At 34.6% G+C, this 19,979-nt stretch carries 19 protein-coding genes; 7 read left to right on the top strand and 12 right to left on the bottom strand.

From position 1 onward, the window contains the following. Positions 1-107 precede the first annotated feature (107 nt). Positions 108-1,586: a MocR-like pyridoxine biosynthesis transcription factor PdxR gene (gene pdxR, locus NSQ89_RS02915; RefSeq protein ID WP_341132233.1), complete on the top strand. Its 1,479-nt coding sequence runs from the start codon at positions 108-110 to the stop codon at positions 1,584-1,586. A gap of 282 nt (positions 1,587-1,868) precedes the next feature. On the opposite strand, the gene NSQ89_RS02910 is transcribed toward pdxR, so the two are convergent. Further along, the gene (locus tag NSQ89_RS02910; RefSeq protein ID WP_341132232.1) at positions 1,869-3,242 is read right to left on the bottom strand and encodes an aminotransferase-like domain-containing protein; all 1,374 of its coding nucleotides are present in this window, start codon (positions 3,240-3,242) and stop codon (positions 1,869-1,871) included. A 110-nt stretch (positions 3,243-3,352) separates the two neighbouring features. Here NSQ89_RS02910 and NSQ89_RS02905 point away from each other — a divergent pair, with 110 nt between their 5' ends. Genes NSQ89_RS02905 through NSQ89_RS02890 form a run of 4 tightly spaced genes read left to right on the top strand, consistent with a single transcriptional unit; the run spans position 3,353 to position 6,811 of the window. Further along, positions 3,353-4,129 (top strand): PhzF family phenazine biosynthesis protein, encoded by a 777-nt coding sequence (locus NSQ89_RS02905; RefSeq protein WP_341132231.1) that lies wholly within the window; start codon positions 3,353-3,355, stop codon positions 4,127-4,129. Positions 4,130-4,141: 12 nt separating this feature from the next. After that, on the top strand, positions 4,142-4,624 hold the full coding sequence (locus NSQ89_RS02900) for a RidA family protein (RefSeq protein ID WP_341132230.1): 483 nt from the start codon (positions 4,142-4,144) through the stop codon (positions 4,622-4,624). Between the two features lie 55 nt (positions 4,625-4,679). Further along, entirely contained in the window at positions 4,680-5,561 is an 882-nt protein-coding gene (locus NSQ89_RS02895; RefSeq protein ID WP_341132229.1) for a DMT family transporter, read from the top strand. Then, positions 5,558-6,811, top strand: a complete 1,254-nt coding sequence (locus NSQ89_RS02890; RefSeq protein ID WP_341132228.1) for an MFS transporter — start codon at positions 5,558-5,560, stop codon at positions 6,809-6,811. Before NSQ89_RS02895 ends, NSQ89_RS02890 begins: the two co-directional genes overlap by 4 nt. A 321-nt stretch (positions 6,812-7,132) precedes the next feature. On the opposite strand, the gene NSQ89_RS02885 is transcribed toward NSQ89_RS02890, so the two are convergent. The 5 genes from NSQ89_RS02885 to NSQ89_RS02865 all read right to left on the bottom strand — a co-directional run bounded on the left by NSQ89_RS02885 (position 7,133) and on the right by NSQ89_RS02865 (position 13,843). Then, positions 7,133-7,381 carry a hypothetical protein gene (locus tag NSQ89_RS02885; RefSeq protein WP_123260425.1) on the bottom strand — a complete coding sequence of 83 codons (249 nt, stop codon included), beginning with the start codon at positions 7,379-7,381 and terminating at the stop codon, positions 7,133-7,135. 166 nt (positions 7,382-7,547) lie between these two features. Continuing rightward, the gene (gene ltrA / locus NSQ89_RS02880) at positions 7,548-8,876 is read right to left on the bottom strand and encodes a group II intron reverse transcriptase/maturase (protein WP_341132227.1); all 1,329 of its coding nucleotides are present in this window, start codon (positions 8,874-8,876) and stop codon (positions 7,548-7,550) included. A gap of 796 nt (positions 8,877-9,672) precedes the next feature. Further along, on the bottom strand, positions 9,673-9,933 hold the full coding sequence (locus tag NSQ89_RS02875) for an SDR family NAD(P)-dependent oxidoreductase (protein ID WP_341132226.1): 261 nt from the start codon (positions 9,931-9,933) through the stop codon (positions 9,673-9,675). A 185-nt stretch (positions 9,934-10,118) separates the two neighbouring features. After that, positions 10,119-13,220, bottom strand: a complete 3,102-nt coding sequence (locus NSQ89_RS02870) for an MMPL family transporter (protein ID WP_341132225.1) — start codon at positions 13,218-13,220, stop codon at positions 10,119-10,121. A 56-nt stretch (positions 13,221-13,276) separates the two neighbouring features. Next, the gene (locus NSQ89_RS02865) at positions 13,277-13,843 is read right to left on the bottom strand and encodes a TetR/AcrR family transcriptional regulator (RefSeq protein WP_341132224.1); all 567 of its coding nucleotides are present in this window, start codon (positions 13,841-13,843) and stop codon (positions 13,277-13,279) included. Between the two features lie 292 nt (positions 13,844-14,135). Between NSQ89_RS02865 and NSQ89_RS02860 the strand changes: the two genes are divergently transcribed. Together NSQ89_RS02860 and NSQ89_RS02855 are read left to right on the top strand one after the other, a co-directional pair. Then, on the top strand, positions 14,136-15,365 hold the full coding sequence (locus NSQ89_RS02860) for an NADH:flavin oxidoreductase/NADH oxidase family protein (RefSeq protein WP_341132223.1): 1,230 nt from the start codon (positions 14,136-14,138) through the stop codon (positions 15,363-15,365). Positions 15,366-15,381: 16 nt separating this feature from the next. Then, the gene (locus NSQ89_RS02855; RefSeq protein WP_341132222.1) at positions 15,382-15,687 is read left to right on the top strand and encodes an ArsR/SmtB family transcription factor; all 306 of its coding nucleotides are present in this window, start codon (positions 15,382-15,384) and stop codon (positions 15,685-15,687) included. A gap of 314 nt (positions 15,688-16,001) precedes the next feature. Here NSQ89_RS02855 and NSQ89_RS02850 read toward each other — a convergent pair whose 3' ends face one another. From NSQ89_RS02850 to NSQ89_RS02825, 6 genes are all read right to left on the bottom strand, one after another. Next, a complete protein-coding gene (locus tag NSQ89_RS02850; RefSeq protein ID WP_095320220.1) occupies positions 16,002-16,391 on the bottom strand; it encodes a tautomerase family protein in 390 nt (129 codons plus the stop codon). 177 nt (positions 16,392-16,568) lie between these two features. Beyond that, positions 16,569-17,144, bottom strand: coding sequence for a hypothetical protein (locus NSQ89_RS02845; RefSeq protein ID WP_369989489.1), 576 nt, complete (start codon positions 17,142-17,144; stop codon positions 16,569-16,571). A 233-nt stretch (positions 17,145-17,377) separates the two neighbouring features. Beyond that, positions 17,378-17,761: a VOC family protein gene (locus NSQ89_RS02840; RefSeq protein ID WP_061797659.1), complete on the bottom strand. Its 384-nt coding sequence runs from the start codon at positions 17,759-17,761 to the stop codon at positions 17,378-17,380. Positions 17,762-17,974: 213 nt separating this feature from the next. Continuing rightward, positions 17,975-18,151, bottom strand: a complete 177-nt coding sequence (locus NSQ89_RS02835) for a hypothetical protein (RefSeq protein WP_235850110.1) — start codon at positions 18,149-18,151, stop codon at positions 17,975-17,977. 11 nt (positions 18,152-18,162) lie between these two features. Then, positions 18,163-18,702: a DinB family protein gene (locus NSQ89_RS02830; protein ID WP_341132221.1), complete on the bottom strand. Its 540-nt coding sequence runs from the start codon at positions 18,700-18,702 to the stop codon at positions 18,163-18,165. Between the two features lie 68 nt (positions 18,703-18,770). After that, on the bottom strand, positions 18,771-19,718 hold the full coding sequence (locus NSQ89_RS02825) for a helix-turn-helix transcriptional regulator (protein WP_341132220.1): 948 nt from the start codon (positions 19,716-19,718) through the stop codon (positions 18,771-18,773). Between the last annotated feature and the right edge of the window lie 261 nt (positions 19,719-19,979).

The raw sequence follows: 19,979 nt of genomic DNA, 5'->3' as shown, positions 1-19,979 counted from the left end.
GTTTAATCCCTCCATGTGTTATGATGTTTTAGTTAATATGAATGCATTTTATATCAAATGGAATATAACACTCAAGGAAGTAATATAACACTTAAAGGAGTTAAACCATGCAAATTGAAATTCAACGAAATGGTGAGGTTCCACTATCAAAGCAAATATATCAATCAATAGTTGATAGGATTCGTTCCGGTCTTTTACAAGAAGATGCCCAGTTACCATCTGTGCGTGATTTATCTAAACAACTTGGAGTAAGTTTGGTAACAGTAGTAAAGGCGTACCAGTTATTGGAACATGAAGGACTTGTTAAGTCTATCCAAGGTAAGGGAACTTTTATAAGAGTTAAAAACAGTGGTGAAGTACCTGATGTAGAAGAGATTCACTCATATGATTGGCAGTTATCTGTTCAAGATTATTTGCCAAGATCTCAGTTTGCACGTTTTCATATGGTCCCGGAGAAAATTCACCTCTCTTCCTCCATGATAGATCCTGGGTTACTTCCTAATCGGCTTATAGAGCAATCGATTATTAGAATGCTTTCCGATAACCCAAGAATTGTTTCTCAATATGGAGAAATCCAAGGGGATGAACAACTTCGAATAGCTATGAGTGAATATTTAAATGAGCTAGAAGTTCCTTCTACGCCTGATAACATATTAGTTACAAGTGGTTCACAACAAGGAATTGATCTTGTAACACGTACTTTCGTAGGACCTGGGGATGTGGTTGTACTGGAGGCTCCTACTTATCCTGGAGCTATCGATGTTTTTCGAGGAAGGGGAGCTACAATCCTTACTGTTCCTGTTGATAAGGATGGTTTGCGAGTAGATATTCTCCAAAATATATGTGATAAATATAAACCAAAAGTAATATATACTGTTCCTAATTTTCATAACCCAACAGGTATTGTTATGACATTAAAACGGAGAAGACAAATTCTTAAAATAGCCCAAAGTATCCAGTGTCTTATTATTGAAGATGACCCATGCAGTGAGATTTACTTAGATAGAAAGCCTCCTGCTTCTATAAAAAGTTTGGATTATAATGGGCATGTGATTTACTTGAAGGGGTTAAGCAAAACACTTGCGCCTGGTTGTAGAATTGGCATATTGGCAGCGACTGGCTCCATTTTTAATCGATTAATGGCTGCAAAGGCAAATTCTGACTTGGGAAGTCCGTTACTAACACAAAAAGCTATTTTATCCTTTATTAATTCCAAAAGAACGATGGACCATTTGAAAAAGTTAAGAACTGCGCTTAGAATTCGCCGAGATTTGGTTTTGGAGTTACTTTCTCAACAAATGCCAAATGGAGTATCATGGATTATTCCAGAGGGAGGATTAAATATATGGATCAGCCTTCCAACCTGGATTGATAGTAATATTATTTTATTAGAGGCAAAAAAGCAGAATCTAAGCTTTTTGCCTGGATCAACTTGTTATCCTATAGAGCAAGAAAATAATCATTTGCGAATTAGTTACTCTTATATGAACGAACAACTATTAAAACAAGGAATTACTATATTATGCAATATCCTTCAAAAAGAAATTGCATCAAGAAAAACAAGTGATTCTACGCCAAATTTTTAAACAGAATTATTAAAATTTAAAAGAGCGCCTTTATGAAAGATACTACAAACTAAATAATAAGCTTAAAGGTGGATACTATTCAGAAATAGGCGCCACCTTTTTTTATTTCCGAAGCTATTAGAAGTTGTCATGATTTCTTATTCAATGTGCAATGAGTAATATTTACTTTAAGCGTATTAGCCATATGTTAATCAAATTTATCCTTTAAGTAACAGAAATAATCTACCATTTAATACCTATTTATATTTTTAGTGTTTTAGGCAGGTGCAAATTATACAAAACCTATAAAAAGTCTTTCAATAACTTTAATCCCTGTTCCAATTCTTCGGTACTTTTAACGGAAGTAAGTGAAACTCGAATAAAGGCTTGGTTTTCTTCTTTTTTTACAGAAAATCGATCAGAGTGATAAATATAAATTCCTTTTTCCATTGCACTTTTCTCAAAAAGAACAGCATCGTACTTATTTTCTATAGGTAACCAACGGAAGAAACTTAATGGATTTTCATGCTTGTTGACTTGAAAATACTGCCTATAAACTGCGTTCCTTTCTTCCGCTATTATTTTCTTTTTCTGTATAATATCTATTGCCTTACCTGAATTGATTAATTCTGTGATGATTTCAGCATTTAGGGATGATGTTTTTATATTGATGTTAAAAATCCCATGTCTAATTTTCCCGGCAAATCGCTTTGAATATGTGATAAAACCGACTCTTAATCCCGAACTAAGCGACTTTGAAACACTTAGGCTATAGACATAATTATTAGGAACAAAATGAGAAATTGGCAAATAATGTTCAGGGGCTAAAAAAGAAAAAATATCGTCTTCAATTAAAATTAATTGGTAGGAGTTAATCACTTTAGCAATTTGATCTCTGCGTTCCATACTCATTGTTATGGAAGTGGGATTACTACAAGAAGGTACTAAATAAATCCCCTGAATTTCATTGATTTTACAAACCATCTCTAATTCATCTGCTGACATTCCAAAAATATCTGATTCAATAGGCACAAGACTAATATTTAACATGGTAGCTAATTCGATGAAATTGGGATAGGTATACTTATCCACTGCAATTTTGTCACCTGAATTAAACAAGGACATTAGAATAAGTGATAATGAATTTTGTCCTCCTGATGTAATGGAAATATTCTCGATATCAGCATCCATATTAAAATGGTTCATCCATTGTTTTGCCGCCATACGATGATATGGCATACCTAATGGGTTGCTATAATTTAATAATTTCTCTAAATAGTCTCTCTGCACAATATCTCTTGTTGTCTCCGCAACTACGTCATTACTAGTATCCAGGGGTTCCACCATTCCCATTTCGATTATAGGATCGTTCTCATCTCTTTCTGCTTTTGTTATAGCAAATTCAGTACCAGATGCAACAAAAGTTCCTCTACCTGTAACTGCATAAATCAACCCTTTTAACTCACAAATCTTAAAAGCCCTCGTTATCGTACTTAGATTAACATCCAGAAAATCAGCTAACTCTCGTTGTGGTGGTAATTTTGTATTCGGTTTTAGATATCCATTTATTATGTCGTATTCAAGTAAACTGGCTATGGAGCGATAATAAGGAGATTGTAATTTTTTTCGATCTGGTTTCCATGACATAAAGTAATCTTCAAATGAATTTACTGGCAATTAAAGATCCCCCCTCAAAATTGTCTTGCATACAATTTTAATGTTGAACGCATACAATGTACATGATAATTTATTGTTAATAGATATTCAATTTTTTAGGAGGTTAAAATATGAAATGTTATATTGTAGATGCTTTTGCTGAACAAGTATTTGAAGGAAACCCTGCTGCTGTTTGTATTATGGAGGCTTGGATATCTGATAACAAAATGCAGTTAATTGCTAAGGAAAACAACTTATCTGAAACTGCTTTTGCGGTAAAAGATGGGGATAAATATCATTTAAGATGGTTTACCCCAGGTGGTGAGATTGATCTTTGTGGACATGCTACTTTAGCAACTGCTTATGTATTATCAAATTTTTATGATCAAGAGGAAAAACAATTTACCTTTAAAACATTAAGCGGAGATTTAACTGTTGTAAAAAAAGAAGAACTCTACGAAATGGATTTTCCAAGTAGAATGCCAGTAAAGGTGAATGTTACTGATGAGATGGAACGAGCACTTGAGATTAAACCTCTGGAAGCATTTCTAGGAAGAGATCTCATGTTTATTCTCGATGATGAAACACAAGTTATCAATGCTAAGCCGAACTTTTCTGCCTTAAAAGAACTTAACGATGGTTTGGGTGTAATTCTGACAGCAAAAAGCAAGGAGTTCGATTTTGTTTCAAGAGCATTTTTTCCAAAATTAAATGTTAATGAAGATCCAGTCTGTGGTTCTGCACATTGTCAACTTATCCCTTACTGGTCGGAGCAATTGGGAAAAAATGAAATGGCAGCAAGACAAGTATCTGAACGTGGTGGGACTTTATTTTGCAGGTTAGATCAAGAAAGAGTTAGTATCAGTGGTTATGCTACTCTGTATTCTATAGCAGAACTACAACTTTAAGAGGTGATAAATATGAGTATAGAAGCAAAGCTTTTAGAATTAGGATATTCCTTACCTTCAAACTCTACTCCAAAAGCCATGTATGTTCCAGTTAAGCAAGTAGGTAACCTCCTATTTGTCTCGGGTCAGGGCCCTTTCTTAAGCGAAAATGATTTTTACTCGGGTAAAGTAGAGATTGACAAATCATTAGAAGAAGCTCAAAAAGCAGCTGAAATTTGTGCTTTAAATATTCTTGCTGTACTTAAAGAATTTACCGGTAATTTAGATGCAATAACGAACTTTATTAAGTTAACTTCATTCGTTAATTGTTCGGAAAATTTTGATAAGCACCATATTGTTACTAATGGGGCCTCAAATCTCCTTTATAACGTATTTGGAGATTTAGGAAGACACGCCCGCACAGCAGTAGGTGTAAGTCAGTTACCGTTTAACATTACTGTTGAAATTGAAGCTATTGTAGAAATCGATCCTGCATCGCTTGCAAACAGAGAGTAAGATATACTCTCTGTTTGTTTCTTTGCTTAAAAGCTACTTTTTGAGGTGATATGAATTGAAGAAAGGTATTACTCTATTAGTTATAGCAACCCTATTTTGGGCGGGAAACTATGTATGTGGAAGATATTTAGCACCAGCTTTACCAGCACCATTATTAAATACAGTACGTTGGGCCATATCTAGTGTAATTTTAATAATATTGCTATACCTGAAAAAGTTTAAATTTCCAATTATATCAAAATGGAGAGAGTTTACCCTTCTAGGTTTTTTCGGTGTATTTGCCTTCTCTACTTTAAATTATTTAGGACTAAAAGAAATAAATGCTTCACAGGCTGGAATGATATCAGCAGGAATACCTGTCATTATTCTTCTTCTATCCCCTATATTTCTAAAGGAAAAAATTAATCGATTTGCCTGGATAGGAGCAATTCTATCTTTAATTGGGGTTTTCATATTAATTAAAGGTAAACAAACAAATACTTCAGGAAGTTCCTTAATCGGTGAAATTGAGATTATTCTATCATGTATTTCATGGGGGATTTATACAGTTTTAGGTAAAAAATTCGGCAAAGATTCAGACCCTTTAACTTTAACCACGGGGGCAGCTTTATATGGAACTATTTTTAGTGCTTTAAGTTGTATAGGTACTGTTCAACTAAATGCCATTCAATTAAGTCCTATTTCTTGGATATGTATTATTTATGTAAGCACCTTTGCTTCCGTACTAGCTTATTTAGCATGGAATACTGGTGTAAAAATGATTGGAGCAAGTCTTTCCGCACCATTTATTAATTTACTACCTGTATGGACAGTATTGTTAGGTATCGTCATCTTAAAAGAAAGTGCCACTATTTTTACTATTATAGGTGGTTTAGTAACGATTATTGGGGCCTTAATCACCACACTAAAACCTAAGAAAAGAGCGATTGAAAATTGAAAAACAGACCTCACTATGCGTGGATTATTGTCTTCGCTACTTTTATTGCCCTACTCGCCGTTCAAGGAGTCAGACTATCCTTTGGTGCCTTTATCATTCCTTGGGAAAAACAGTTTTCTTTGGATAGAAGTCAAATTTCGCTTATTTCTACACTAAGTTTTATTACTTATGGTATTTCACAACCGATTATTGGTAAACTTGTTGATATTTTTGGTGCTCGTAAAATAATACTTTTTAGTACGGTATTAGTCTCCATCAGTATCACATTGACCAAATTCGTTAATGAACCATGGCAACTATTCTTGCTTTATGGCATATTCGTTTCATTGGGAGTTGGTGGTAGTTCGAATGTAGCTGCAGCAGTTATTGTAACGAAATGGTTTCAATCCAAACGAGGTCTTGCATTAGGAATAGTAGAAGCAGGATTTGGTGCAGGTCAAATGATTTTGGTCCCTTTATCCTTAATACTTATTCAAGACTTAGGCTGGAAAGGGACCGTTTTAGCATTAGGAGCATTTCTATTATTAATTATTATTCCACTTATCATGTGGTTATTGAAGGATTCTCCAGCAGATAAAGGACTAGAGCCATATAATGATGGTAAAGAGATATTTAAGGAACATCAGAGTGATACAGCCACTGTTCCTGTAAATAGTATTTTTTTCCAAAGGAATTTTTGGTTATTAATTTTACCTTTTACTATTTGCGGCTTTACTACAACCGGTTTAATGGACACACATCTTATTCCCTTTTCTCATGACCATGGATTTTCTACCAGTGTTACCAGTACGGCCGTAAGCACTTTAGCTGCTTTTAATATAATTGGTATATTGCTTTCTGGTTACTTAGCAGATCGTTGGAGTAGCAGGAAAATGCTTATTATCTTTTACTTCATTCGATCCATTTCTTTTATTATTCTATTGATGAGCCACAATGCCACATTATTAATCATTTTTGCCATTATATTTGGTTTGGTAGATTTCGCTACTGTCGCTCCTACTCAATTACTTGCGACTAAACTATTTAAAAATTATTCAGTAGGATATATTATAGGATGGCTCTTTTTAAGTCATCAAATAGGTTCTGCGCTTGGTTCCTACATACCAGGCTTAATGTATAGTCACCATGGAGAATATTCTTTAGCATTCTATCTTTCCATAGTTATATTGATTGTTTCTACTATATTAACTTATATTCTCCCTGAACAAGAAGGTAATAAAACCCTTAATAAAAAACAGCAAGCCTCATAAAAGGACTTGCTGTTTTTAGAATTCTTCTTCATCAAATCTCCCCAATAAACAAACACTTATCTCTTTTCACGAAGAAACTTAGCGTTAACTTTTAAGTAAAAGCACTTCTCAATTAAATAAATGGCTTTTTCTGTGACTTTGTGAATAAATGTACTTAAACAATCCTGCCCCTTTAGTTTAATAACTTCAACAAAAAAAGCATTAATCCTTCTTAGACTAATGCTACCGGTTAGCTAACCATTAAGAGCGCTTCGCCACAGAAATTGTAAGAAAATTAGGTTCTTACATGGTAGTGGAATAACATTGTTTATACCTACATTCCTATGGTGCAAAAGGAAAAATAAAATCTAACAAAGGGAATAAAGACCAGATAAGAAGTAAAATGTTAACTATTAACCCAATAAACTTGGTTATCCCCTTATAATTAACCTTTTGCAACCAATAACATAGGACATATATCAATATAATGGCATATGGTAGATTGTTGCTTCCAGATACAAGTGTTATTATCATTGAAGATAAAATAATTATTCCTGCAATTATATTAAATAGATGTAACGTTTTACTCATTTTCTTCCCTCCTTAATCCAATCTAACATATATTTCCACATTTAGTAAACTCGTTATCAATTAGTCGAGTAGAAGAGAGCCTTTCTACCTTATGGTAAATTGTACTCTCCCCCCTCACAGAACCGTGCTTGCGCAATTAACGCACACGGCTCCTCCTAATTATCTTTTACAGAATATAGCTAATCTCTTTTCTTAATTCATAAATGTTTACTTTAATTCTTGGAGTTGGAAGTGGAAACTTCTGTAGAAAGAGTCTAAATTTATCCCAGGTAAAGGATTTCCTCTGACTTCTTCTATTTAGCCATTTATATAGTAGTTCTTCAATCTTCTCTTTAAAACCATTTACAGTTTGCGTATTGTCTGTAATGCAGTAATAGTTGTAATAACCTATAAGTGACCTTTTAAATCTATCCATGATTAAATGAATAGATTTATTCCTATTAGTCTTCAACCATTCTTTAGTCTCTCTGAGTTTACCTTGGACTTTCTTCCTGCTCGACTTCCGTTTTACACGAAATTTCCCTTGTTTACTTTTGCTGCAATAATGGGTAAATCCAAGAAAATCAAAGGTTGCTGGTTTGCTATTTCCTATTCTTTTTGCGTTATGTTCCGCAAACCTCCCGAAGGGAATGACCTTCGTTTTATCCTCTGCTATCTCCAAATTAAATTTCTTTAATCTCGACTTTAAAGACTCATAAAATTGTTGAGCTTCTCTTTTGTGTTGAAAACAACATACAAAGTCATCTGCATACCTTACTATATAAGCCTGTCCTTCACATTGCTTCCTAACCACTTTCTCAAACCATAAGTCGAGAACATAATGGAGATAAATATTTGCTAAGATAGGCGATACTACTCCACCTTGAGGTGTACCAGTTTCCGTTTTGTATCTCCTACCTTCTTCCATATATCCACCTTTTAGAAACCTACTGATTATTCTCAGAAGGTTTGGGTCGGCTATTCTATGTTTCAAGAACTCCATCATCCATTTATGATCAACATTATCAAAGAAACCTTTAATATCTACATCTACTACATAGCTTACTGCTCTCTTTTCAATATAAAAGTTTAGTATTTTCAACGCATCGTGGCAGTTTCTATTTGGCCGAAACCCAAATGAACAATTTAGAAAGTCATTCTCATAAATCGCATTAAGTACTTTGGCAATACCTTTTTGTACGATTTTGTCCTCGTGTTCGGGTATCCCCAATGGTCTTTTCTTGTCAGAATTAAGCTTTGGGATATACATTCGTCTAACTGGGACAGGGCGATAACTTTTGCTTTTCAGTCTACTTGCCAAGTCCATTATGTTTTCTTCCAGATTCTCGGTGTACTGTTCTTTAGTTGTACCATGCACACCGGTTGCCTTCTTGTTCGGCAGCTCAAAATGACAATGAGTGAGTGATTGTTCGTTTAATAGATGCGCAAGAGATGTAAATTTCATTTTGGTATTAGATTTTGCTAATTCTGCTATCCTTAGTAGTTTTGTTTCCATTTCTTATCCCTACCTCTGTGTGTAGTAAATGTTTCCCTAATAAGAGTGATAACTGGTAGCTAGCCTTTCCTCCATCGGTATTACCCAACTTCATTGGTACTACGCTGCTATCCGACTCCCTAAACAGCATTTGGTTTCCTTGCTTATTATCGCTTGTACACCATACTCTTCTATAAAGAAGAGACCGATAGGGTCTCCCGAGTTGCCGTATCATATCGATGTATAACGTGCCAAGGTCTCTGACTCCAAAGAGGTTTTATCCTTCTTGCCTTTAACAAAGGATAAAATGTTGCTTTCTGCACGCAGGTAAGGCATCAGCCCTCTCGGTTTACTAACGTTTATGGAGCTCAATCCCTTCAACCATATGGCTTTCGGCCCGCTACCTCACTGTCTACGCTTAAAGATTAAAGTTACCTTTAATCCTCCAAGACTCGCTACGAGCGAATGGCTAATTCTTACTCGGCGGGAATCCCACCCGCTATATGATACGACCTAGGCTCGGCCGCACACCTGCCCCGTTAGTTCTAGAAGAACTGGCAAGATTACGATGAATACTATTCGTTTTTAAATAACTTTATTGTTTATTAAACAACTATATAGTTGTTTAAAGGGACATTATTATTCGTGAACACCAATATAAATAAAAAAACCAGTATTAACAATAGTTTGTTAATACTGGTATTATGACAAGCCATACTATAATTGACCTGTGAATTATATTATATCTTGTCATATGAAACGACCAATTATTAATGAATTTATATTATAAATATGTCATGATTTATACTAACAAATGTCATATATAGCGACCAGTTGGAAACTGGGCTAATAAATAGTCCTTTATATCTTCATTTATCCAACCTGAATCAGTTGGCCCTGGATTAATGGAATTTACCCTAATTCCATTAGGCGCAAATGCTACGGATAATGGTTCTGTTATCGCAATAATCATTCCTTTTGTAGCAATATACGCCAAATTATTAGGATCAGGTCCACCAGAAACAAGATTTATAATTCGGCCATCTTTTTTAGTTCTAGATACTTTTTGGGGTACCACCAGCAATACGCGGATTTACAACGTTAAGGAAATACAAATATAAAAAGCCTAATTTCTCAGGTGTTATAGATGAGAAATTAAGCTTTAATTACTCAGATAAGCGCCCTTTCGTTGAAGAAGGATACTTCACATTAATGCAAAAAAGAACCAGACATTGCTAAAAACAATGACTGGTTCTTTTTTACTTACTTCTTAGCAAAACGATTTAATTTGTTAGTTAATTTAATCAAAGCCGGTAAAAAGATAGGCAGGGCAATTAAACTCAAGAACAAAAGTCCTACTATTACAACAATTGCAACCTGAATAAGTGTCAATACGCCTGAAGGGATTAATGCTGCAAATGTACCACCGAGAATGAGAGCAGCTGATAATACTACTCCACCGATGTGTCGAGACGATTCTACAATCCTAGTCGCAATATCTCCTTCAATCTCATTATACCGCATCATCAAGAAAATGCTGTAATCTACTCCCAATGCAACAATCATAATAAAACTAAAGAATGGAACATTCCAACTTAACAGTTCATAATTTAAAATGTGTGTACTAATGAGTTCACCAATCCCTAATGAGGTAAAATACACTAAGATTAATGAGCCGACAATAAATATTGAATTAGATATAGATTTTGTGATGAACACTAATACAAGGGCAATACCAATTAGCATTATTGAGGCTGTACGCAAGAAATCTGCCTGAGATAGATCTTGTAAATCTGTATTTCTAGCAGTTATCCCCGAAATGGCAGCTTTAGCATTTTCTAGCTTTGTACCATTTAATTCTGCTCTTACTTGTTCATTAATGTCTTTAATGATTGGCATGGCTTCTCTCGAGTATGGATTTACATCTAGAATAATGGTCATTTTTGCAATTTTCCTGTCTTCTGACATATAAGTATTCAAAGCCTCTTGGAAATCATCACTATCCAATACCTTTTTTGGAATGAAAAATTTCTCAGAACTGTTCGATTCACTTAGTCCATTTAAGTAAGATTGAGCATCCTCAAAACCACTGCTTACTTCATCAAGTCCTTCTGTACTCGCAGATAGTCCAGATTGTAATTCTCTCATTTTTTCTTGTAAGTCATTGAGCCCATTTAATAGTTCTTCCTGACCATTATTAATTCGGGCTATACCTGATTGTAGTTCCTGTGTTTTACTTGCAATTTGCGTTGAACCACTAGCTCCTTCATTCAAACCTTTTCTCAACTCTGTAGTGCCGTTTTGTAGTTGATCTACACCGACCTTGACTTGATTCAAACCATTATTCAATTCTGCTAATGAATTGTTTGCCTCTTTAAATGAAGTCATAGCAAATTGGTGTTCTGTTCTTAATTCATTCAATTGTGTTGATAATTGATTTAATTGTTCTTGAGCAGACCAAGAAATTTCTAGAGTTTTTTGGATGTTAGGATCATTGGCTGATTCTGGATTTGTTTCAACATATTTATTCATTAATATCCCAATATTTTGATACCCTGCTTTTGCACCATCAATTGCTTTAGTTATACTCTCAAAATATTGGTCATATGAGCTTAACCCTTCTTGTAATTGACTATAACCAGAATGCAGTTGGGATGTAGCACCAGAAAGCGTATGAACGTTCTCATTTAATGATGCTAACCCGTCTTCAATTTCCTGAGCTCCAGTTGCACCGCTATTTATCCCTTTTGTTAATTGGTTCATAGCATTATCCAACGCTTTTACGCCATTTTCTACTTCCTTTGTTCCATCAATTAGTCTCTGAACATTCGCAGCACCGTTTGTGTCACTTTTTTTCAATTGGTCTTCCGCAGTAGATAAACCTTCATTGATTTCTTCAATTCCAGAATTGGCATCTCCTAATCCCTGATTGAGATCATCTGCCTGATCATTGATATACAACCCCTTAATTTTATCCCCAGTTGGTCTTGTCGGTGAATTCACCTCTGATACACCCTCAATCCCTTCAATCTTTTCCGTCAATTCATCTAACACCTGTAAACTACCTTGGTTAGCTAAACTATCATCTGATTGAATGACCAATGTTGCTGGAGAAGAGAATCCCGGTGGAAAATGTTCCTCAATGACACTTATACCTTGTTTTGATTCGTATTTATCAGGAACTTCCCATAGGTCGTTAAAGTTAAGCTTATTTGAATAGTTAAAGATGAAAGGTAGGGAAATTATTAACACAATAACTAAAGATATAATGGGGCTAAACACTGAATTTTCCACCAAAAATCCCCATATGCGACTATCTCCGTGCCCTTTAAATTTTTTGATTGGGTAGAACATTCCTTTTCCTAACAAAACCATAAAAAAGGGATTTAAAGTAACCAAGACAAGGAGTAAAACAAGAACTCCAATAGCCACTCCTGAAGTAGCTTGGTACAATTTAAAATTTGCCAAAACAAGTGAAGTAAACCCAATTAAGACAGCTAACCCACTGTATAAAACTGTTTTCCCTGCCGTTGCAAACGTTACTTTTACAGCTGCAAGGGCATTTTCCTGTTTACTCAATTCCTCTTTAAATCTTGTATATAATAAAATATTATAATCCGTTCCTATCCCAAACAATACGACAACAACGAACACTTGTGTAAAGTTAGAGAAAGGAAAATTTAACTTATCTACAATTTGTGCGATTACTCCCATTGAAACTAAATAAGAAACCCCCACTGTTAAGAGTGAAATAATCGGTACAATTGGGGAACGGAAAACAAGTATTAATACGGCAAGAATAAAGACAACAGCAATAACTTCAGTCTTCTTTACTCCTTCTTGTGTTGAATTTTCAAAATCATTTTCTATCAATTTACTTCCTGTTAAAAAAGTCTTCACGTCATTTGATTCGATCACATCATTTAGTTGATTCGCAATTTCTGAAATTTCACCTTTGCCTTTATCAACCGAGATTTGTGTCAAAATAGTTGTTTTATCTTTAGAAACCAGTTTTTCTTCTAATGCTGCACTATCTAAATGAGTAACAAGTGATGTAATACCTAATTCTTTTTCTTTGTCCTTTAATTCATTGATAATTGAGGTAATTTCCTCTTTTTGCTTATTTGTTAAAACCTTTTCACTTCCACTGTTAAAGACAGCTATAATTTCATAGGTCTCACCATTCTCTTTATCCATTTGTTTTAAAATCTCGTCACTTAGAACGCTTTGTTCAGTATCAGGGAGTTCAATTTGCCCTTTTTCACTAACTAATTTATCCATATCGGGCATGGTCGTTAACATTACAAAAGTAATAATACACCATAAAACAAAGAAGAGACTTCTCCAGCTTTTCAGTTTTTTCATACTTGTTCCCCTTTCTTCGGAATGAATATTCATTCCTATCACTTGAGGCTATTGAATCAAATGATTCTAATAGCATTCCAAAAACTGTCTTCCAACTCTTTTACCAAGTCTGGAGAATACGTTAATTCTCCTGTTTCCATCATCTGAACCAACATTACAACTGGTTCATATACAATCGCAATTAAAGCAGGTGATGGTAATTGGCGAATAAAACCATTTTCTTTTCCATCCTCTATAACACTAATAAAAAATTCAAGAAATTCCTTAAACGTTCTTTTACTATTTTCATCCAGGTAATAACCTTTATGATGAGAATTGAAAAAAAGAAAAGCATTAACATTATGTCTTGCAAATTCAAACAATCTATTAAAAATGTAGCTAAATTGTTCACGTATGTTGGATTTAGAAGGGAAATCCAATTTTATGGCTTCAGAAAACCTAAGAACACATTTTACAAACAAAGAATTAACAAGGGATTCTTTATTTTCAAAATATCGATATATAGTTCCAGCACCCACTTTCGCCCTATTAGCTATCATTGGCACGGTCGTTCCATCATAACCTCGTTCCACAAATAATTGCATTGCTGCTTCATAGATATTTTCTTGTTTATTATTAGGCATTTTTTCACCCCCTCCCAAAGGAATGAATATTCATTCTCGAGTTATAATAATAAACAAATCGCTAAAATGTCAAGTTCCCTAAAATAATTTTTCTTTATTAGATAATAATGATAGAAATTTATTCTTGATGTATAAGTCTTGTTTCATTTTTGTTTGAATGTTTTTTACTATTGAATTTCTTAACAAATTTTGATGAATCCACTTTGTTCTCATTTGACTATATTAAAAAAATTAGGTATATTAAATCCATAAGTTTAAACTCTTAAACATATAAACGTAAAGGAGAGTAATAATGAAAAAACTAAAAGTGGCAGAAACTTTAACGCTGCCAAATGGAACAATAATAAAAAATCGTTTCTTTAAATCAGCTATGAGTGAAACTATGGCGAACCGTAAAAATCAACCTAATCAACTTCATGTTAATTTATATCGTGAATGGGCAAGTGGTGGTACAGGTATCTTGGTGACAGGTAATGTGATGGTTGATCGTAGTGCATTAGGTGAACCTGGTAATGTTGTTGTCGAAGATGAAAGAGACATGGATGTTTTAAAACAATGGGCAAAGGCAGGCACAGCTAATAATACACAAATTTGGATGCAAATTAATCATCCCGGCAAGCAATCACCACGTACTCTTTCAAAAGAACCTGTAGCACCGAGTGCTATTCCAGTAGGAGGCAGTTATGGAAGTGTATTTAATAATCCCAGAGCTTTAACTACCACTGAAGTGAAAGAGTTAGTTACTCGGTTTATTACTACAGCTAAAATCGCTAAAAAAGCAGGTTTTACTGGCGTTCAAATCCACGGAGCTCATGGATATTTAGTGAATCAATTCTTATCTCCTCATGATAACCAAAGAACTGATGAGTATGGTGGTACATTAGAAAATAGGATGAGATTTTTAGTAGAAATCTATACAGGAATGCGTGAATCTCTTGGTTCAGATTTTCCAATAGGGTTAAAATTAAACTCAACTGATTTCAAAGATGGTGGATTTACCGAAGAAGATTCTATTAAAGTTGTGAAAAAGATAGCTGAACTAGGGATTGATTTAATTGAGGTATCAGGAGGTAGTTACGAAAATCCTAAAATGTCTTCAGGTACAGGTGAAGGAAGTGATGAAGTTTTTTTTCTTGATTATGCAAAAAAAATAAAATCCATGGTTGATGTGCCAATTGTTGTTACTGGTGGTTTTAGGTCAAAAGATAGTATGGAAGAAGCATTAATGAATAATAAAACGTCGATGATTGGTATTGCACGTCCACTTGCTTTAGTCCCAGATATTCCGAATCAAATTTTGGAAGGACGATATATAACGGTTAATACACAGAGATTAACAACTGGTTTTAAAGCATTGGATAAAAAGCTAGGTGCACTTATCGGAAATAGTTATTATGAACAACAAATGAAGCGAATTGCAAAAGGAAAAAAACCCAAAAGACATCAAAATGGCTGGAGTCCATTATTCCATACACTAATGTTGCATGGTCCGACTGCACTCTTACCACGTCGTTCAAAATAAAAAGGAGAAAATCCACATGACAAATTTTAAATGTAGTTTAGATATATTAAATGAATGTATACCTGTCTTTGAAATGCTTAAGGACAGGCAACGTCAACAAATATTGGTACATTTAACTGAGAAAGGACCGTTAACTGTCAATGAAATTGTTGAATTATCTGACCTATCCCGTCCAGCGATTTCGCATCACTTAAAACTATTGCTACAAAGTGATTTAGTCACATTTGATAAAATAGGTACTCAGCGAATTTATAAAGCAGTTTTACAACCTTCTATCTTAAAATTACAGGAATTAGTAGATTCCTTACAACGAGATCTTTAAATAATATCGTACTTTATCTAATCTTATTTAAAAGCGTAGATGCTTTTATAAAGGATGCTCTAACATGACTTTGTTTATATTTATATGACTAAGAGGAATTCCTCTCCTTAAAGAAATGCAGGTTTATAATTACGTAGCTAATAGAAAAGCTACGTTTCTTCTTTTACTACACTAGATAAACAGAACAGCAACTGCTACACCAATTCTTATACCATTATCCTGCCCCGTTAGCCCCATAACAAAAAAGGAACGCCGCAGCGAATCCTCTTGTGCTCAGCACTTGTTAGTTGAACAATCAGCTGACCATCTTATTTTCAAATATTCACTTTATAATTTAGTGTAAGTTCATCACCTGGTAATCCCCTAATTCCCCAATTATGTTTAGGGGTTTCATATATGGTGATTTCCACATCCTGAGAGGTTATGTTTAACTCGTTTTTAATTCGTTTGAACAGTAAATTAATCAACTTCTTCTTACTTTCTATTGTCCTACCTTCAAATATACTTATTTCAATTATGGTATAATCCTCTGTTCTTCCGTCCGCAAATAAAAAATCATCTTTATCCATAGGAAAGAAGCGATGAAACCTCTTTTCTGATGGATACTGAAATGCATCCATAACACAAGAATGTATTACCTCAGATAATTGTTTTTTAATTGGGTTTAAACTTTCTTTGAGACCAAACACTCTAATTTGTGCCATTCTCGATTCATCCTTCCTTATCTACTCTAAACTCATCTGACTTAATTAAAAGATATTCAATAAACTTTATAAAAATCCTTCTTCAACTATCCTGCTCCTTTAATACCTTAATAGATAAAAGTGCATTCATCCTTCTTGAATCAATGCAACAGTTAGCTAAAGAACTAGTGTATTATCTTATCTCTTTAAAGTCCCTATCCAAACATCACCCTTGTCGAGACTATATTGCAGGAAACTCCCATCTTCATCTTTAATTCTTACGGCATCATAGGCTTTTCCCTTAATCCTTGATACTTCTTTTTCGGTTAAAGCACCTTCTTCTAACCATTCATTTAAGTCATTTTCATCGTAATAATCACTCTCTATATGCAAATCCCATTCAAATTGTTCTAACTTGTCTCTCAAAGAATGAAATTTATCAAATGGAAACCCCTTATTTTCTTGCCTTCTTTTGAAGGTTTCATCATAAAAATCAAGACAATTTCTATATGCGACAACAATTTGTGAATTAATAAAATGAGGGTCATAAAGCCAGAGTTTCAAATAAAAGTCTTCATCTTCTTTTTTCATTTTTTGATGCCACTCTAGGTAAACTTCGATCATTGCATCAAGTAAAAGGCTTTTATACCAATTAGGAGGATTTCTTCGTTCTAATTTATAAAAAGGATTAATCCATAATTTTTCGTATTGTCTTTGATAATTCCTTAAGTAGTCCATATCTAAATTCATTGCATTTTGCTTCCATCTTTCGATTTTTCTTTTATGTCTTTTCCAACCTCGTATTTTCTTCTTTTTTGAAAAATAAAACACTTGTACACTTCCTTTATTGATTTATATAACTCAATGATACCTTATCTTCTTGTTTAACTAACCTCCCTCAATAAAAAATGCGATACCCCTGTCCTAAAATTAAGACAGGGGTCATAAAGTTGTTGTTAAATTGTTTAGAAAAAACACATTATTGGATAATATATTCTATCATAAAGTTACTCCTGCATTATCTGAATAAGGTTGCCGCATGTATCGTCGAAGACAGCTATTGTTACTTCGCCCATTTTTTTCGGCTCCATTGTAAACTTCACGCCGTTTTCCAATAATCGTTCATACTCTTTACGAATATCTGCCACGCCAAACATTGTTACCGGGATGCCTTCGGTAAACAGTTTCTTTTGATACTCTTTAGCGGCCGGATGGTTATTAGGTTCGAGCAAAAGCTCGGTACCTTCTTTGTCTTCGGGAGAAACAAGCGTTATCCACCTATATTCTCCTGCTGGAACGTCATGCTTTTTTACAAAGCCCAAGGTTTCTGAATAAAACTCAAGTGCCTTGTCTTGATCTTGTACGAATATACTGGTAACAATGATTTTCATATTTCTTTGCCTCCTTTGATATTGAAATGTATGTTGCTCTAGTCTCATTAACTATTTATATTATACTATTAAGAGCGAATAATAAAGTCAGCTCAATTTTTGGGAGAAACAATGGTTCTCTCTACAATAAACCTGAACCTATAGTTACATAAAAAATATTCATTTGCAGTTAGTGTACACTTGTAAATTCCTTCTTTTACTCTGCTTCTTACATTAGATATCAATAAATGTAATATAGCAGCCAATCACCTGCAGACATTTGACGCAAAAGTGATTGGCTGCCATACCGTGACACAGCTTTGCAAACCCACCTTCTATGGCTAAATTTTTATAAGAGGCGGATTCAACACCAATCCAATATCTGCTATTCTGACTTGTTAGATCCGCCATGACTCAATCCCCTACTCCTCAAATGCTAAACTCATTTTCAACCGATCTAGTTGTAAGAAATGATGTCTGTAATGCATTACAATCAACAAAAACCACTCCTGTGCGTTTAATGCACCAAATGCCGGATGAAGCATCTTATTACTTACGACCGATTGATGTAAGATTGACTCCATATTCCTCATCCGTTCTACAACCCTATGAAGCCCATCTACCAGGTACTCCATGCTCTCAGGTGGTTGCGGAGTATAATTCGGCGAAGCAGGGACCTTAATACGAACGGCAGGAAATTGTTCTATTTTAAACACTGCCTTCCCCTGCTCCGTTTTTTCCATCGCTGGATTCAATGTCGATTCGCTGCCATCTAAACATTGCTCGGCATTATGCAGATGAATAAAAGCTGATTGAATTAAATGTACATACATCTGTCCAATGGACCAATCATCCTCGTTCAACTTTCTATTTAATTTCTCCATATTAAATTTTTTTAGTTCTGCCAAATATCTTTCTACTGTAATTTCAAATGACTTCAAAACTTCCTTTGTACTACTCATCCTTCTAGCAACTCCTCATCATTTTGATATATTCATAGTATAAAAAAAACACTACTGACAGGTGTATGTCAGTAGTGTTCTAAAATTTTTCTCGCTACTTCTCGAACCTTGTGACGCAAAGATTTCGGTTCAATCACCTCAATATCTCCGCCAAAGCCAAGTAAAAAATGCAATATTTCCTCCGGATATCGAACACGAAATTGAAAGATAACCTCCTTCTCCCGCTCTTCAATGGTATCAATATAAAAATTAACTGCCTCTATAATCTTGTCGGCGATTTCTGGGATTGCCCTAATTAAGATTTTTTCATCTCGATTGTCAGGTGGCCGATAGCTGCTTAGGTCAAAATTATTTGGTAAAAGAAATCGTTCCTCCAACACAGAAAGTTCGGTCATCCGTGACAAGCGAAAATGACGTATATCTTGTCTCAAATCACAGTGTGCGATTAATATCCAATTTCCATGGACTAGTGTTAATCCATATGGAGAAACCTTACGCTTATTTTTCCGCTTCCCATCATTTCCTGGCATATTTTTGATATACACAAAACTGATTTTGCATTGTTTCAATATTGCGTCACGAACTTGATTAAGATAAGTTCTTACCCTATCTTCAGTTGATGGTTCACCTACATGAAGCAGTCGCATGGTTTCCCGAACAAGTGTTGACTGGTTGCGAACTGATTCCGATAAAGTAGCCTCGATTTTTCTTTTAGCAGTCTTAGCATAAATACCGTAATCAGTATCCAACCTTTGTTCAATAAAATCAGCTCCCATGAGCAGAGATACTGCCTCTTCTGCTGTAAAACTAACCGGGGGCAGAAAATATCCTTCCATTAAGGAATAACCCAGACTAGGAGCGCCTAAAATCGGAACCCCAGCCTCACTTAGTGCTTGAATGTCCCTATATATCGTACGCACACTTGTCTCAAATTGAGAAGCTAAATCTTCTGCCCTCAGCGTTTTGCTTCGCTGTAATTCAAGCGTGATTGCAAGCTGCCGCTCGGTTTTGTTCATTTTTTGCTGTCCTCCACAGTTTATCTTTCAAAAATCTATTAATTCAATCAAAGTTCCCGCCCAATAGTTGAATAGCAGCATGCAGATTTCTAAAAAAGGATCCACTTTGCAATGTATACGCGCTAAATGCTTCGATTTGTTGCCTCGTAACGATTCTAAATTTCGCTATCCAACTAAAATTCCCCATAGCAACTCTCTGGTTTCCATCCATGTTCACCAATTCTTAATCTAACAAATATTCTTCAGCAGAATTAATCATCT

Source organism: Niallia sp. FSL R7-0648, assembly GCF_038007005.1.
Lineage (GTDB): Bacteria > Bacillota > Bacilli > Bacillales > Cytobacillaceae > Niallia > Niallia circulans.
This window is presented reverse-complemented; position numbering and strand designations above follow the sequence as displayed.